Here is a 15,511-nt window from a genome sequence, read left to right on the forward strand (position 1 = left end):
AGGCGACCCGGTTGTGAAGGGTGAGGCTTCACAACCGGGAAGCACTACTTCTGCGGGCTCGGCGCTTCCCTGACCCGCCGCTCGAGCCAGCCCTCGATCCGCCCGGCGACGTCCGCCCATCCGTGGTCGAACACGCACGAGTGCGCCTTCCCGGACAGCTCGAGCAGCTCGGTGACCGCGGGCGAGTCCCGGTACAGCCGGTAGGCCGCACGGGTCACCACGGCCGGCACCGTGTGGTCGTGCTCCGCCGCGACGAACAGCAGCGGAGCTCGGCTCGCGGTCCTGGTGTCGACCGACGCCGGTGACCGGCGGCGCAAGTTGGAGGTGGCCACCTCGAAGATCGGCCGGCCCGGCCCGGGAATGGCGTAGGCCTCGTACAACTCGTCGGACTCGGACCTCGACAACGCGTTCCCGAAGCCGTAGCGGAACTGCTCGACGGTCAGCGCGACCGTCCGCTTCGTGTTGCCCGGGTTCCTCAGGACCGGAAACGACGAGCGGAGCTGCGCCAACGGCAGCGCCCGGACGCCTCTCACCGGCGCGGGGCTGATGACGACGGCCGCACGCAGCGAGGCCAGGCCGTTGAGCTTCTGCACCACCGCCCCACCGACCGAGTGGCCGATCACGATCGGTGGCTCGTCCAGCCCGGCGATGATCCCGGCGTAGTGCGCGGTGATCTCGTCGAGGCCGACGCCCGCCAGCCGGCCCGGGTGGGCGCGGGTCTCCGTGGCCGTCTCGCCGTCCCCCGGCCACCCCGGGGCGATCGGCCGGTAGCCGGCGTTCCGGTAGAGCTCGATCCACGGCGCCCACGAGGAGGCCTGGATCCACAGGCCGTGGACGAAGACGACGGGTATTCCGGCTTCGCTCGTCATCAGGAGCGGAAAAACGACAGCAGATCGGCGTTGATCGTGTCCGCGTGCGTCGTCGGCATGCCGTGCGGATACCCGGGATAGGACTTCAGCGTGCCGTTCTGGAGCAGTTCCACGGCCCGCGGCGCGGTGTTCTCGAACACGACGATCTGGTCGTCCTCCCCGTTCATCACGAGGACGGGGACGCTGATCTTCTGGAGGTCGGCGGTGAAGTCGGCGTGGGCGAACGCGTACACGCCGTCGTAGTGGGCCTGGGCCGAACCGGTCATGCCCTGCCGCCACCAGTTGCGGATGATCGGCTCGGACGGTTCGACGCCCGGCCGGTTGAAGCCGTAGAACGGGCCGGCCGCGACGTCCTGGTAGAACTCCGGGCGGTTGGCGGCCAGCGCGGTCCGGAAGCCCTCGAACACCGAGGCCGGCAGCCCGATCGGGTGGTCCTCGTCCTGCATCACGTACGGGGTCACCGACGAGATCAGGGCCGCTTTCGCGACCCGGGCCTCGCCGTGCCGGCCGAGGTAGCGCGCGACTTCACCGCCGCCGGTGGAGTGGCCGACGTGGATGGCGTCGTGCAGGTCGAGGTGCTCGGTCAGCGCGGCCAGATCGTCGGCGTAGTGGTCCATGTCGTGGCCCTCGCTGCCCTGCGACGAGCGGCCGTGGCCTCGTCGGTCGTGGGCGATCACCCGGTAGCCGTGGTCCAGGAAGAACAGCATCTGGGCGTCCCAGTCGTCGGACGTGAGCGGCCATCCGTGGCTGAAGACGATCGGCTGACCGGTTCCCCAGTCCTTGTAGAAGATCTCGGTGCCGTCGCTCGTGGTTATCGTGGGCATGGGTCCCCTCGCTTCGTTCCGGCTGCTCGGACCCGTGGAGTAGACCCGGCGCGAGGTGACAGGCGCTGGACGCGGCCTTCACTGCTCGTTCAGTAGCCGTCCACTGCGCCGGTCCAGGTTGTTGTCATGGCTGAGATCCACTACCGGTACGCCACCGTCGAGGGCAGGCGGCTGTTCTACCGCGAGGCCGGGCCGCCCGACGGCCCGGTGGTGGTACTGCTCCACGGGTTTCCCTCGAGCTCGTTCATGTTCCGCAACCTGATCCCGCGGCTGGCCGACCGGTGGCGTCTGATCGCCCCCGACCACCTCGGTTTCGGCCATTCCGACGCTCCGCCGGTGAGCGAGTTCGACTACACCTTCGACGCGCTGGCCGACCTCACCCGGGGACTGCTCGGACAGTTGGGTGTCGACCGGTACGGGATGTACGTCCAGGACTTCGGGGCGCCGATCGGATTCCGGCTCGCGCTCCGTGACCCGGCCGCGGTCACGGCGATCATCAGCCAGAACGGCAACGCGTACGAGAAGGGCATGCAGCCCGGCTTCTTCGAGGGCATGCGGGCGTACTGGACGGACCAGAACGCCGAGACCGAGGCCGGTGTGCGCCGGGCGTTGAGCCTCGATGTGACGCGCTGGCAGTACCTGACCGGGGTGGCCGACGAGTCCCTGGTGGACCCGGACACCTGGGAGCACGACTTCGCGTTGCTGTCCCGTCCCGGGATGGACCTGGTGCAGCTGAAGATGGCGTTGGATTACCGAACGAACGTGCCGCTCTATCCGGTCGTGCAGGCGTACTTCCGCGAGTACCAGGTGCCGCTGCTGGCGGTCTGGGGTGCAGGTGACCCGGTCTTCGCTCCGGACGGCGCTCGCGCGTTCGCCGACGACCTCCCGAAGGCCGAGATCCACCTGCTGGCGGGAGGCCACTTCCTGCTGGAGAGCGCCTTGGACGACGTCGTCCCGCTGATTCGTACGTTCCTCACGAACCACCGGTGAGCGCGATGCCTTCTGCGCGTCGTGCGAACACGTGCGTGCCGCGTCGGGCGGTGACTTCTCGGGCCCGTTCCACGGCGGCCCGCACGACCTCCACCGGCTCGCCGCGGGCCTGCAGCAACCGAGCACGCTGCACGAGGACCAAGCCTTCCGGATAGCGCTGGCGGTAGGCCTCGAGGAACTGGTCGGCGCGGTCGAGAGCGTCTGCGGCATCGTCCGGATCACCGGCCGCCAGCCGCATCTCCGCCAGCAGACCGAACCACGTGGCGACGCACGACAGCGGCGGGTCCAGCAGGTAGTCGGAGATGAGGCGTCGCACCTCGGCTGCGGATCCCTCCGGGTCCTGGCCGGTGAGCGCCCTGGCCCAGTGGTAGGCCAGGCGCTGGTAGGCGCCGAGGAAGACGAACGAGAACTCGGGATCCACCGCCATGCCCCGCTCGGCTGCGCGTAGCGCCCAGCCCGGGTCTCCGGCCGTCGCCGCGATCCTGGCCGAGTGCGTCGCCCAGATCGTCGTCCGGTACCGGTCACCGCCCGGGCCGGGGTCCAGCTGGTCCAGGAGCGTCCGAGCCAGGTCGAGGTCGCCGTGGAGTGCCGCGGTCTCGGCGAACTTCCCCAGGCCGAGCCGCAGCAGATCGCGACGGAGCGGATTGTCCTCGCGCCGGACGGCCCCGTTCGCCCGTCGCCGGTCGAACGCGACCAGGAACGGCAGCGCGTCCTCGACGTGGCCGAGCTGCCACTGCTGGTCGCCCCAGGCGAGCAGGCCGTAGGCCTGGATCAGTGGATCGTCGGACGCTTCGCCCTGATCGCGCAGCTCCCGCGCCAGCACGTCGCCCCGGTCGAGATCGAGGGCCTGCACGTGGACGACCCAGCGGGTGAAGAGGAAGTCCGCCGCCTCGGAGTTCCGGTCGAGCTTGCGTGCGAGCTGCTCGGCCCGCTCCAGCCGGTCGAGCGCCGTGACGCCGTACATCGACTTCATCCCGGCCACGGCGATCAGCTGGGAGAGCGCGGCCAGCTCCAGCTCGTCCAGGCCGGCGGCCCGGGCGACCTGCGCGGCGGCCGCCAGTTGCTCCTGCGCGGCGTCCAGCGCGGACTTCGCCGACGCGTTGCGCGCCGTGTTCATCAGTGCGCCCGCCGTCCGGGCCGGGTCGGCGAGGGGACCGGCGGCCCACCGGTGGTGAGCCAGCTGTTCGGCGACGGACTCCTGATCGGGCCGGGAGGACTCGATCGCCTCGGCGATCCGGAGGTGGAGCAGGTGGGCCCGGAGCGGAGGCGTGCTCTCGCTGATCGTCTCGCGGATCAGGTCGTGAGCGAAGCGGTAGGAGTAGGGGTCGTCCGGAACCGGTTCTACGAGCCCGAGCGCCTGCACGGGGTCGAGATGGTGGAGGCAGTCCCTGACCTCGAGGCCGGCCGCGCGGGCGAGCACCAGCAGGTCGATCGTCCGGCCGAGGAGCGCGGCGAGCTGAATGACGTCGCGGGAGCGCTCCGGCAGGCCGGTCAGGCGGTCGCGGACGACATCGCGAACGGTGGCGGGAACGCCGGCGCGCATCACCGCGTCCGGGGTGATCACCCCGCCATCGCCGGAGAGCAGCCGAGCGAGTTCCCGGACGAAGAACGGGTTGCCCGCGGTACGGGCACGGAGCAGACGAACGGCATCGGACGCGGGCAGCCGGCCGGTTCCCCGACGCACGAGCTCGGTGACCTCGTCGTGGTCGAGGGGGCCCAGAACGATGCGACGGTGGCCGATCACCCGGCTGGCCGCGGCCAGCATCCGGGTCAATTCCGATCCGGGAACCGGCGCGTGGGTACGGAGCGCGCCGGCGACGACGGCCCCGGCCGGCAACCGGGACACCAGGTGGCCGAACAGACGCAGCGAATCGGCGTCGGCCCATTGGAGGTCGTCCACGATCAGCAGCACCGGCCGGGTCGCCGCGCTTTCACCGACCAGGGCGACGACGGTCTCGAAGAGCCGGAACTGACCGGTGTCCGGTAGGAGCAGCGACGCGGCGACGGCGTCACGGGGCTCGAGCAGCCGGCCGATCTCACCGGCCAGCCAGTTGTGCCTGGCCCGGTCAGGCAGGTCGGCCAGGAGCGCGCGGACGATCTCCACCCAGGGCCACATCGAGGGTGTTCCGCTGCCCTCGTGACAGCGCCCCCAGACGACGAGGCCGCCGGCGCGATCGGTCTCGATCCCGGCCTGCTCGAGCAGACAGGTCTTGCCCGCTCCCGGCTCTCCCTCGACGAGAACCAGTCCGGTCTGTCCTTCGATCGCCGCGCCGATGCTCCGCCTCAGCGTCGTCAGCTCGGCGGCCCGCCCGATCATATCGGTCGGCGGCGCCTGATCCAGCGCGGAGCGACGAGCCGCATGCAGAGCCCGGCCGGGAGCGATCCCGAGCTCGTCGGAGAGCCGGGCGCGCGCCCGCTCGAACTGTGCGAGCGCTTCGGTCCGGCGTCCGACCCGGGCCAGCGCGACGATCAGCGCCGCCTGCACCGGTTCGTGCAGGGGTGCCATCGACGTGGCCAGCGTGAGGGCCGCCAGGACGTCGGCGCTGCGTCCGGCCGGCGTGGCCAGCTCGGCCGCGGTGACACAGGCCTCGAAGAACTCGCGGTCCAGCGAGGCGAACTCTGCCTTCGCGGCCGGACTGCGGTCGAGGCCCTCGCCGGCCGGGCCGCGCCAGTAGCTCAGGGCGGCCAGGTAGCGGTCGAGCGCGGCGTCGGAGCGTCCCTCGGTCAGCGCCGTCCCGGCCTCGGCCACCAGCTCCCGGAAGGCCGCGAGGTCGAGCACGTCCGGGCCACCGTCGAACTGGTAGCCGTCGTCGACGTGCCGCAGGTACGAGCCGGGCTCGCGGGCCGCGCGGCCCGGCTCGAGCAGCCGGCGGAGTGCGCCGACGGACTGCTGGATCCCGTTCACCGCGGTGGGCGGGGGATCCGCGTCCCAGAGCAGGCCGACGAGCTCGTCGACGCTGACCGACCGGCCCACCCGGGCCAGCAGGATCCCCAGGAGCAGCTCGTGCTGGGGCGGGCCGGGCTTCACCTCGACGCCGTCGCGCTGGATCCGCAACGCGCCCAGGATGCCCAACCGCAGTCCGGTGCCCGTCCGGTCGGACGTCTCAGTCATCAGACGTGGCGGCCCTCGGGCCGACGTCACCGCGCCGGGCGCGCATCGGACTCACCTCCGGCTCCCGGAAGGACTGCCCCGATCGTAATGGGCCGGGGTCGGTTCCGCCGCTCGGGCACGGTGACCCGCGGCTCCCGGTCACCAGGGAGCGCCGTCGATCTCGTCCAGCAGGTCGTCCGCGCGTTGCGCGTAGAGGTACGCCTCCCGCTCGACGGAGAGCGCTCGGGCGCGCTCAGCGGCGACCCGGACGACCGCGGACGCCTGGCCCGACGCCCGGAGCAGCCTCGCGCGCAGCAGCAGGTTCAGCCCCTCGGCATAGCGCTGGCCGAACCGCTCCAGGAAATGATCGGACCGGTCGAGTGCCTCGGTGGCCTCGTCCAGCGCCCCGACGGCCAGCCGCATCTCGGCCAGCAGAGCGTGGGCGCTGCTGATCGACGTGATCGGCGGATCGACGAGGTTCGTGGCGATGATCTGCCGGGCCTCGACGGCGGCGCCGTCCGGGTCCAGCCCGACGACCGCCCGGGCCCAGCAGCCGGCGAGCCGCTGATGGATGCGGTGCCACGCGAACGAGGAAGCCGATTCCACCGCGATGCCCCGCGCCGAGGCGTACAACGCCCACTCCGGCTCGCCCACCAGCGCGGCGGTGCGGGCGGAGAGAGTCGCCCAGGCGGTGATCGCGTGCGGATCGTCGCCCGCCTCGGCCTCCAACTGGTCGAACAGCGTCCGCGCCGCGCCGACCTCGCCGTTCAGCGCGGTCGATTCCGCGATCATCCCGCCCAGAAGAATTCTGAGGTCGTGGCGGATCGGATCGTCCTCCCGTCCCGGGAGGCCCCCGAGGAGGTTCGTCCGCAGCCGGTTCAGATAGCGGCAGGACTCCCCGATGCGGCCGACGGACTGCTGGTGGAGACCCCAGGCGTACCAGCCGTACGCTCGCTCGACGGGGTCGGAGGACTCCTCGGCGCGGCGGCGCAGGCGGAGTGCGACCTCTCCGGCCCGGCCGAGCTCGAGAACGTTGGTGAGCGAGCTCCAGTAGGTGAAGAGGTTGGCGGCGGCCTCGCGCCCCCGGCCGAGGCCGGCCGCCAGGTCGGCCGCCCGCTCCGGGAACTTCAGCTGCTCGACGCTCGCGGCCCACGACGGTTGGACGCCGATCAGTGCTTGGAGATACGTCAGAGCCGACAGCTCGGCCTCGGCCACGTTCGCCGCGCGGGCGAGCCGCACGGCCGACAGCAGCTGCCGTTCGGCGGCCTCGAACGCGGATTTCGCGGCGGCGTTGCGGCCCGCCCGGATCAGTGCGCGGGCGGTGCGGGCCGGATCGGCGAGCGGCCCCGCGGCCCACAGGTGGTGGGCCAGGCGTTCGGCCGGCGGGTCGCCGTCCGGAGCGAGCCGCTCCAGCGCGTCGGCCACCCGGAGGTGCAGGTAGGGCACCCGGTTCGGCGACGCCTCCGCCGCGATCGACTCGCGCACCAGGTCGTGGGTGTACCGGTACGAGTACGGATCACCGGGTACGGGCTCGAGCAGGTCGAGCGCCTCGACCGGCTGCAACCGGTCGAGACACCCGGCGACGTCGAGATCGGCCGCATCGGCCAGCACCCGGACGTCGATCTGCCTACCGATCAACGCGCCGAGCCGGAGCAGGTACCGGGTGTCGTCCGGCAACCCCGCCGTGCGGTCGCGGACGACGTCGCGCACGCTCGACGGCACCCCGACCCGCGCGTCGCGGTCGACGAGGAGCCGGGCGAGCTCCCGCACGAAGAAGGGGTTCCCGGCCGTGCGGGCGTAGACGATCCGGATCAGGTCGGGCGAGGGGGTGCGTCCGATCTCTCGGCGGACGAGTTCGCAGACCTCGTCCGGGTCGAGGGCCTCGAGCCGCAGGCGCCGATGACCGGGCACCCCGCTGGCCGCGGCGAGCGCCCGGGTCAGGTCCGGGACGGGGGCCGGCGCCTGAGTGCGGAGGGCGCCGATCAGCATGGTTCCGGGCGGCAGGCGCTTGACCAGATGCTCCAGCAGGTGGAGCGAAGCCGCGTCGGCCCAGTGCAGATCGTCGATGATCAGCATCAGCGGACGCCGGGCCGCAGCGGCCGCGACGAGCCCGACGATGCGCTCGAAGAGCCGGAACCGGGCGACGCTGTGCGGCAGCGTCGCCGCGTCGAGAGCAGCCCCGTCCGGTGCGAGCAGGCCGCGTAGTTCGGCGGAGTGCTGTTCGTTCCGCACGTGGTCGGGCAGGCCGGCGAGGATCGCGGTGACCGCGTGCACCCAGGGCCACATGGTCGGCGTGCCGTCGCCCTCCAGGCACCGCCCCCAGACGACGAACCGCCCGCCCGCGAGATCGGCGAAGTGGTCGAGCAGGTGGGTCTTGCCGACCCCGGGCGCGCCCTCGACCACGACGAGACCGGTGCCGCCCGACCGCGCGCGGTCCCACTCCGAGCGCAGGACGGTGAGCTCCTCCTCCCGGCCGACGATCTCCGGTGGCTCGCCGGGCATCGCCACGTATCTCGTCGTCACCGGTCCGGCTCAATCGTCGAAGAGGAGACGGTGGCGGAGCCGAGCGAGGATCTTGGCGAGGAGGCGCGAGATCTGCATCTGCGAGACTCCCACGTCGGCGGCGATCTGGGACTGGGTGAGCTCGTGGACGTATCGCAGCCCGAGAATCCGGCGGTCCCGTTCGGGTAGGTCCGCGAGCGCGGCCTCGAGTGACAGCATCTGTTCGACCAGTTGATGCCCCCGGTCGGCCTCCCCGAGCGTCTCGCCGAGCGGCCGACGTCCTCCCTCTCCGCGGGGCGGCGCGTCCAGCGAGGCCGGGGCCCGGGCCGAGGTGATCAGAAGCCCTTCGGCGACGGTGCCGACGGGGACGCCGAGATGGCGTGCCAACGTCCGCGTGGTCGGGCTCTGGCGGCCGCTGCGGTAGAGGTCGGTCATCGCGACGGTGATGTCCTGATGAAGTCGGCGAAGGCGCCGGGGCGGGCGGACCGACCAGGTGACGTCCCGGAAATGGTGCTGGATCGCGCCGGTCATCGAAGGGACGGCGAAACTCAGGAAGGCAGTTCCGCGGTCCGGGTCGAACCGGTCGATCAACCTCACGAGTTCGAGGGACGCCACCTGGACCAGATCGTCGAGCGGCTCGCCGCGCCGGGCGAAGCGGCGCCCCACGTGCTCGGCCAGCGGGAGGTGCAGCAGGATCAGCCGCTCGCGCAGCTCACTCCTCTCCGGACCCGATCCCAGTTCCGCGTAGCGGCGGAACAGCGGTTCGACCTGCGCGTACTCGGAGTAGTCCGGACCCTCCCCGGCGGTCGCGCGGAGCATCGGTGGACCGCTCAGTACTGGATGACCGCCCGGAACCGGAGTTGACCCTGGCGGAGCTTCTGGTAGGCGTCGCCGATCTTCTCCTTCGGGAAAACCTCGATCATCGGCTTCACGGCCCCGCTCGCGACGATCTCCAGCGCCTCGTTCAGGTACTCCGGTGAGTTGTGCGCCGATCCGACGATCTGCAGGCTGTGGGCCGTCATGGCCAGCGCCGGGATCGGGAACTCGTCGTCGGCCGAGATGCCCATGAGGACGAGCTTTCCCCACGGATTCATGCCCTTGATCGCGTCGACGGCCGGGCCGTGCGACGGCGCGGTGTGCAGCACGACGTCCGCACCGCCCACCTTCTTCAGCTCCTCCCCGTTGGCCACGACCTCGTCGGCCCCGAGCTCGCGGGCCAGGTCGTGCTTGGCGGGGGAGTGCGTGATCGCGACGACGCGGTAGCCGGCCGCCTTCGCGAACTGGATGCCCAGGTGTCCCACGCCGCCGATGCCCACCACCGCGACCGTGCCACCGGGCTTGCCGGCCGCCCGGCGGAGCGCGGCCCACACGGTGTAGCCGGCGCACACCGTCGGAGCGGCGTTCTCGTAGGAGAGGTTGTCGGGCAGCAGGATCGTGCCGAGCTCGTCTACGGCGACGTATTCGGCCTGCCCACCGTCGACGTTGACGCCGGTGAGAATCGGCGCCACGCAGTTGTTGGCGGTCACGAAGCTGTAGGGGTGGTTCCCGTGGCAGAACTCGCACCGCCCACAGGGCAGCTGGGTGATCGGCATCCCGACGCGGTCGCCGACCTTCCGGGTGACGACCCCCTCGCCGACGGCCACGATCTCGCCGACCCCCTCGTGGCCGGGGATCAACGGGAAGGGCCGGAAGTTCAGCACGTTCTCGGCGAGCAGGGAGTCGGTGTAGCAGACGCCGCAGGCGTGGACCTTGACCAGGACCTGATGCGGTCCGGCTTCGGGCTTGGGGACGTCCCGGAGCTCCCAGGCAGCGTGCGGTTCGGAAACGACGCCGGCTTTCATCAGGCTCATGCGGTCCTCCTTCGAAGTGTCTCCGGGGGCCGAAGCTAGGGAGCGACTCTGAAGGAGGAGTGGACAGACAGTGGATGTCCGAGCCGCATCGCCGAGGACCTCCACCACGGTCGGGCTACCGCGTGTCGAATCGGTCCGCGACCCAGTCGGCGATGAACGTGCTGACGTGCGGGAGGTGATCCAGCCCAATGTGCTTGGTCGCGCCCTCTTCGAGCGTGAACACCCGCAGCTCCCGCAGCGGCGCGTTGACCGCCTGGTCGTACGACCGGTGCGCGTACTCCAACGGTATCTGCCGGTCCTCGGCCCCACCGCCTCCGTTGCACCGCTCCCCAGTTGTGGTTCGCACCCCAGGCGACGCAGAGCGCGTACCGCTTCTCGAACGCGGCCACCCGAGGTGCGTAATAGCCACCGAGCGACCAGCCGACGATGCCGATGCGGCTGGGGTCCACGTCGGACCTGGTCGACAGGTGGTCCAGCGCAGCGGAGCCCCAGGCCTCGGCGTCGATCCGGGCGGTGAGGCCCTGCAGGCGCAGCGCCTCACCGCTCCCGGGCTGGTCGAGCATCAGGCACGAGATCCCACGGGCGGCCAGCTCCTCCCAGTGCCCGGAGGAGTACTGATGCTCCTTCGTCGAGTCGAGCCCGTTGACCAGCACGATCACCGGGTGCGGCCCGTCGCCGGGAGCGGCGCTGAAGTACGCCGGCAGCGTGGTGCCGAGATAGGGAACGGCCACGCGTTCCACCGAAGCGGGGAACGCCCGCTCCTGCAGCTCCAGCACCCGCCGGTACGTCGGGATCCGGCTCTCGTCGGAGTTGGCGAGCATCCGCTCGGCCTGGCACAGGTAGTTCGTGGCCCGGCGGTAGAGCTGCCGGGCGGTCCGCTCGTGGCCGGCCTTCGACGCGTCCTCGGTCTGGGCGACGAGTTGATCGGTGAGCGCCGTCCACGCCCGCAGGAAGTCGGGCGTCCCGGCGTCCTCGCCCTTGGAGGCGGCCTCGCGAATCGGGCGGCAGGCCCGGTCGACCTCGTCGATCAGGCCGCCGGAGTTCAGCGTCGCGACGACGCCCAGGTTCCAGACTTAGTTGCCGGGAAAGTACTCGAACATCTCAGACGTCCCTTCTGCGGATCCGTGGCCGCGGGCGGGCCGCCTGCACCGGCGGCAGGTCGACGCCGGACACGACCCGGTTGCGGATCGTCCCGATGCCTTCGACGGTCATCTCGACGACGTCCCCGGGCACCAGCGGTGGCACGTCGTGACCGCGGCCCCAGAGCTCGGCCAGGCAGCCTCCGTTGCCGCACGTCCCGGACCCGAGCACGTCACCCGCTCGTACCCAGGTACCACGGGAGGCGTACGCGACCAGCTCCTCGAACGGCCAGCCCATGTTGGACAGCAGGTCCTGTCCGACGAGCGTGTCGTTCACCGACACCCGGAGGTCGAGCGCGAGGAACCCGTCGGCGTCCCGGTAGGGCTCCAGCTCGTCGGCCGTGACGAGCCACGGTCCGAGCGTGGTGGCGGAGTCCTTGCCCTTGGCTGGTCCGAGTCCGACCTTCATCTCCCGGGCCTGGAGGTCGCGCGCCGACCAGTCGTTCATGATCGTGTACCCGAAGATGTCGACGTCCCCGGGCGCCAGCGACGTCCCGTCCCGGCCGACCACGAGCGCCACCTCCAGCTCGAAGTCGAAGCGCTCCGACCCCGGCGGGACCGGGACGTCGTCGAAAGGACCGACCACCGCGTACGGGTTGGTGAAGTAGAAGGTCGGCGCCCGGTACCACTCCGGTGGTACGCCACCGACCCCGTCGATCGACTTCCGGACGCCCTCGACGTGTTCTTCGAACGCGACGTAGTCCCGGACGGTCGGCGGCGTCAGCGGTGCGAGCAGCCGGACGGAGGCCAGCGGGACGGGCGGCCCGGCCAGCGCGGACGAGCCGGCCTCCAGCGCCGCGGGCAGCCCGGAACACACCAGATCGAGGACGGAGACACCGGACGGCAGCGGGTGGAGCCCGGCATCGGACACGACACCCGCCCCGCCGGCCCAGGTGGCGAACCTCATCAGACCGGGGGAGCGAGGTAGAGACCCTTGTCGGGGTCGTTGAACGAACGTTGTGCGACGAACTCGTTCATCTGGTTCGCGATGCCCCACTGGTCGGCGATCTCGGGCTGGGTGAAGTCGTAGAGGTGCGGGTGCCAGGTGTCCTCGTCGATCAGCTCCAGCTCGGTCGTGTACTCCATCGTGTTGCCGGAGGGATCGAGGAAGTAGCTGAACGTGTTGTTGCCCGCGGTGTGGCGGCCGGGGCCCCAGATCTTCTCGACGCCCGCGCGGAGCACCCGGCCGGTGCCGCGCAGGTACTCGTCGATCCCGCGCATCTCGAACGACGCGTGGTGCAGCGACGGGTGCGGGCCGCGGGCGATCGCGACGCTGTGGTGCCAGGCGTTGACCCGCATGAACCACATCATCTTGCCCAGGTGCGGGTGCAGGAGGGTGTCCGACAGCGCGAACCCGAGGTGCTTCTCGTAGAACGCGCGGGTGGCCTCCGGGTCGGCCGAGTTGATCACGACGTGCGACAGCCGCACCGGGATCGACTCGCCTTCCTCGATCGTCCGGTGCTTCCGCACGGCGACGTCGGCGGAGACCTCGACGGTGCGGCCCTCGTTGTCGAAGAACCGGAAGCCGTACCCGCCGCCGGGCGTGTGGAGCGGGCCTGGTTCGGTGATCAGGCGGACGCCGTCGGCGCCCAGCCGCTCGGCGATGACGTCCACGTCGGCGCGGGTCGCGACGCCGAACGCGAGCAGGTCGATGCGCTTGTCCGCGGCGCGGCGCAGCCGCACGGCGTACTGCTCCGGCGAGCCCTCCGCGGCCAGGAACGCCAAGCCGGAGTCGGTGTGCTCGGTGCGGAGTCCCCAGGTGTCGGTGTAGAAGGCCAGCTGGGCGTCGAAGTCCGGTACGGCCAGGTCGACGTGCCGCAGGTGGGTGATCAGACGGTCGGTCATGGAATCGGCTCCGGGGGTCAGGCGGGTGTGCTGACGAGCGCGTGGAACTCGTCCCACAGCGGCTGGTCGACGGCCGGCCGCTCGGTGAGCAGCTCGGCCAGCGAGATCATCGTCGTGAGCTGCTCGTCGGGCGTCAGCGTGGAACGGTCCCGAGCGGCCTCCACGATGTACGCGTAGAGCGAGTCCTCACCGGTGGGGCAGTAGCCGGCGATGAACGACGGCCCGCCGTAGTACAGGTCGGTGCGACGTCGTAGCGCGATCCCGGAGCCCAGCCCGCCGCCGACCACCAGAACCGAGTTCACAGCGGACACGAGAGACTCCTTCGTCACTTGACGGCGAGAGGGTTGACCGGGGCGCCGACGGCCCCGGTCACCGGCAGCGGCGCGGCGGCCAGGAAGAACTCGTGGACGCCGTCGGCCGCGCAGTCGGCCGCCAGCGCGTCGAAATCCCACATCTCACCGATGAACAGGCCCATGTTCGGGATGCACACCTGGTGCAGCGGCTGGAACGCGTCGTCGAACTCGTTCGGACGCACCTCGAATCCCCAGGTGTCGGTCGCGATCCCGGCGATCTCGGTGTCGTGGAGCCACTCGGCGGTGGTGAACGACAGGCCGGGGGACGCTCCGCCCGCGTAGTCGTTCCAGCCTTCCCGGCGGGCCCTGGCCAGCCGTCCGGTGCGGACACACACCAGGTCGCCGCGGCCGACGGTGACGCCGTGGGCCGCGATGGTCGCCTCCAGGTGCTCGGTGGTGATCGCGAACCCGTCGGGCAGCTCGCCGTCCGGACCGACGACCCGCGCGACGTCGAGCAGGACGCCGCGCCCGGCGATGCGGGCGGCGGCGGTCTCGATGCCGGTGACCAGGTCACCGTCGCTGGTCACGACGTCGCCCGCGCGACGGCCGTTCCAGGCGTGACCGTGATCGAAGATGTGGCCGAGGCCGTCCCACTGCGTGGAGGCCTGCAACGGCATGAAGACGACGTCGTCCGCGCCGCCGAGACCGTGCGGGAAGCCCTGGGAGCCGCGCTCGGCGTCGGTGCCGGTGTCGAGCATCGTGTGCACCGGGTTGGTGCGCCGCCGCCAGCCCTTCTGCGGGCCGTTCATGTCGAACGACTGGGCCAGCGAGAACACGGCGCCGCGCCGGATGCAGGCGGCCCCGGCCAGGCGCGCCGACTCGTCGAGGAAGTTGAGCGTGCCGAGCACGTCGTCGGCGCCCCAGCGCCCCCAGTTCGAGCACCGCTTCGCGGCGGCGGCGATCGCGCCTTCCGGATCGGTGCGGTCGAGCGCAGTCATCCGATGGCTCCTTTGCCCTGGCCTGCGCACCACTCTCAGGCATCCAGGAGCCATCGGGAACCCAAATCTAGTGATGCTTGCTATTGGCCATTCCTATGGTGAACGGATGACGGTCGATCGAATGCTGCTGGATCTTGATCTGAATCTGCTGGTCACGCTGGACGCTCTCCTGCGTGAGCGGAACGTCACCCGGGCCGCCGAACTGCTCGGGTGCAGTCAGCCGACGATGAGCACCGGGCTCGGCCGGCTGCGCCGGTACTTTGACGACGAGCTGCTCCACCGCGTCGGCAACCGCTACGAGCTGACGCCGCTGGCCGTGACGCTGGCGGTGCGCACGCCGCCCGCCATCGAGGGTGTGCGGCGGGTGTTCGATCTCCGCAGTGAGTTCGACCCGGCGAAGATCGAGCGCGAGTTCACGATCGTCACGTCCGACTACGCGGCGGCCGTCTTCGGCCCGCTGATGACGAGGCGGGTGGCGGAGCGGGCGCCCGGCGTCCGGCTGCGCTTCCAGCAGACGTCGCCGGCCGCCGTCGACAACGCCCAGGACATGCTGCGCTCGGTCGACGGCATCCTCCTGCCGCACGGGTTCCTCGCCGACGTCCCGCACACCGATCTGTTCGAGGACCGCTGGGTGTGCATCGTCGATCGGGACAACCCCACGATCGGTGACACGATCACGCTCGATCAGCTGCAACAGGCGCCGTGGGTCGTGGTGTTCAACCGGCCGACCGCGTTCGCGCCCGCGACCCAGCAGCTGCGCATGATCGGTGTGGAGCCGCGCGTGGAGGTCGTGGTCGACGGCTTTCTGCAGATGCCGTTCATGGTGGCCGGCACCGCGCGGGTCGCGATGCTGCAGGCGCATCTGGCCTCTCGGCTGGCCGAGGCGGCCGGCGTCCGCGTCGTCGAGTGCGGCTTCGACGTGGTGCCGCTGGCCGAGGCGTTCTGGTGGCATCCGATGTACCGCACCGACGCGGCACACACCTGGCTCCGCGAGCTGCTGGTCGAGACCGCGGGTGAACTGCGCACCGACGTCCCGGACACGTTCCGCTGATTCTTCGATGGGGTGCCCCGTGATGGGCACCCCCATCGCTCCCCGGTGCCGCCTCCCAC

12 protein-coding genes and 1 pseudogene are annotated in these 15,511 nt (G+C 71.1%); 2 read left to right on the forward strand and 11 right to left on the reverse strand.

What is annotated here, in order from left to right:
• Nucleotides 1–44: 44 nt before the first annotated feature.
• The gene (locus FL583_RS18890) at nt 45–869 is read right to left on the reverse strand and encodes an alpha/beta hydrolase (protein ID WP_142706011.1); all 825 of its coding nucleotides are present in this window, start codon (nt 867–869) and stop codon (nt 45–47) included.
• Nucleotides 869–1,693: an alpha/beta fold hydrolase gene (locus tag FL583_RS18895; RefSeq protein WP_142706012.1), complete on the reverse strand. Its 825-nt coding sequence runs from the start codon at nt 1,691–1,693 to the stop codon at nt 869–871. The genes FL583_RS18890 and FL583_RS18895 overlap by 1 nt, the downstream gene beginning before the upstream one ends.
• Before the next feature lie 126 nt (nt 1,694–1,819).
• Here FL583_RS18895 and FL583_RS18900 point away from each other — a divergent pair, with 126 nt between their 5' ends.
• Entirely contained in the window at nt 1,820–2,683 is an 864-nt protein-coding gene (locus tag FL583_RS18900; protein WP_142706013.1) for an alpha/beta fold hydrolase, read from the forward strand.
• Here FL583_RS18900 and FL583_RS18905 read toward each other — a convergent pair.
• From FL583_RS18905 to FL583_RS18945, 9 genes and pseudogenes are all read right to left on the reverse strand, one after another.
• Entirely contained in the window at nt 2,667–5,795 is a 3,129-nt protein-coding gene (locus FL583_RS18905) for an ATP-binding protein (protein ID WP_142706014.1), read from the reverse strand. The two genes, FL583_RS18900 and FL583_RS18905, sit on opposite strands and share 17 nt — an antisense overlap.
• 138 nt (nt 5,796–5,933) lie before the next feature.
• Complete coding sequence (locus FL583_RS18910) at nt 5,934–8,297, reverse strand: ATP-binding protein (RefSeq protein WP_142706015.1); 2,364 nt, start codon at nt 8,295–8,297, stop codon at nt 5,934–5,936.
• A gap of 9 nt (nt 8,298–8,306) precedes the next feature.
• A complete protein-coding gene (locus FL583_RS18915; protein ID WP_142706016.1) occupies nt 8,307–9,095 on the reverse strand; it encodes a sigma-70 family RNA polymerase sigma factor in 789 nt (262 codons plus the stop codon).
• A gap of 11 nt (nt 9,096–9,106) precedes the next feature.
• Nucleotides 9,107–10,126, reverse strand: coding sequence for an alcohol dehydrogenase catalytic domain-containing protein (locus FL583_RS18920; protein ID WP_205752262.1), 1,020 nt, complete (start codon nt 10,124–10,126; stop codon nt 9,107–9,109).
• Between the two features lie 35 nt (nt 10,127–10,161).
• Nucleotides 10,162–11,190 carry an alpha/beta hydrolase family protein gene (locus tag FL583_RS42995; protein WP_205752289.1) on the reverse strand — a complete coding sequence of 343 codons (1,029 nt, stop codon included), beginning with the start codon at nt 11,188–11,190 and terminating at the stop codon, nt 10,162–10,164.
• Nucleotides 11,191–11,227: 37 nt separating this feature from the next.
• Entirely contained in the window at nt 11,228–12,172 is a 945-nt protein-coding gene (locus FL583_RS18930) for a fumarylacetoacetate hydrolase family protein (protein ID WP_142706017.1), read from the reverse strand.
• Nucleotides 12,172–13,110, reverse strand: a complete 939-nt coding sequence (locus tag FL583_RS18935; protein WP_142706018.1) for a VOC family protein — start codon at nt 13,108–13,110, stop codon at nt 12,172–12,174. Before FL583_RS18935 ends, FL583_RS18930 begins: the two co-directional genes overlap by 1 nt.
• A 20-nt stretch (nt 13,111–13,130) precedes the next feature.
• Nucleotides 13,131–13,355: pseudogene (locus FL583_RS40975) on the reverse strand (2-polyprenyl-6-methoxyphenol hydroxylase); the annotation flags it as partial.
• A gap of 80 nt (nt 13,356–13,435) precedes the next feature.
• Nucleotides 13,436–14,401, reverse strand: a complete 966-nt coding sequence (locus FL583_RS18945) for a cyclase family protein (protein WP_142706019.1) — start codon at nt 14,399–14,401, stop codon at nt 13,436–13,438.
• Nucleotides 14,402–14,507: 106 nt separating this feature from the next.
• Here FL583_RS18945 and FL583_RS18950 point away from each other — a divergent pair, with 106 nt between their 5' ends.
• Entirely contained in the window at nt 14,508–15,452 is a 945-nt protein-coding gene (locus FL583_RS18950; RefSeq protein ID WP_142706020.1) for a LysR family transcriptional regulator, read from the forward strand.
• Nucleotides 15,453–15,511: the final 59 nt, after the last annotated feature.

Origin of the sequence: Cryptosporangium phraense (assembly GCF_006912135.1) — a bacterium.
Classification (GTDB): domain Bacteria; phylum Actinomycetota; class Actinomycetes; order Mycobacteriales; family Cryptosporangiaceae; genus Cryptosporangium; species Cryptosporangium phraense.

Coding starts and splice junctions, on each gene's coding strand:
- FL583_RS18890 (WP_142706011.1), bottom strand. CDS start 869: ATGACGAGCGAAGCCGGAATACCCGTCGTCTTCGTCCACGGCCTGTGG.
- FL583_RS18895 (WP_142706012.1), bottom strand. CDS start 1,693: ATGCCCACGATAACCACGAGCGACGGCACCGAGATCTTCTACAAGGAC.
- FL583_RS18900 (WP_142706013.1), top strand. CDS start 1,820: ATGGCTGAGATCCACTACCGGTACGCCACCGTCGAGGGCAGGCGGCTG.
- FL583_RS18905 (WP_142706014.1), bottom strand. CDS start 5,795: ATGACTGAGACGTCCGACCGGACGGGCACCGGACTGCGGTTGGGCATC.
- FL583_RS18915 (WP_142706016.1), bottom strand. CDS start 9,095: ATGCTCCGCGCGACCGCCGGGGAGGGTCCGGACTACTCCGAGTACGCG.
- FL583_RS18920 (WP_205752262.1), bottom strand. CDS start 10,126: ATGAGCCTGATGAAAGCCGGCGTCGTTTCCGAACCGCACGCTGCCTGG.
- FL583_RS18930 (WP_142706017.1), bottom strand. CDS start 12,172: ATGAGGTTCGCCACCTGGGCCGGCGGGGCGGGTGTCGTGTCCGATGCC.
- FL583_RS18935 (WP_142706018.1), bottom strand. CDS start 13,110: ATGACCGACCGTCTGATCACCCACCTGCGGCACGTCGACCTGGCCGTA.
- FL583_RS18945 (WP_142706019.1), bottom strand. CDS start 14,401: ATGACTGCGCTCGACCGCACCGATCCGGAAGGCGCGATCGCCGCCGCC.
- FL583_RS18950 (WP_142706020.1), top strand. CDS start 14,508: ATGACGGTCGATCGAATGCTGCTGGATCTTGATCTGAATCTGCTGGTC.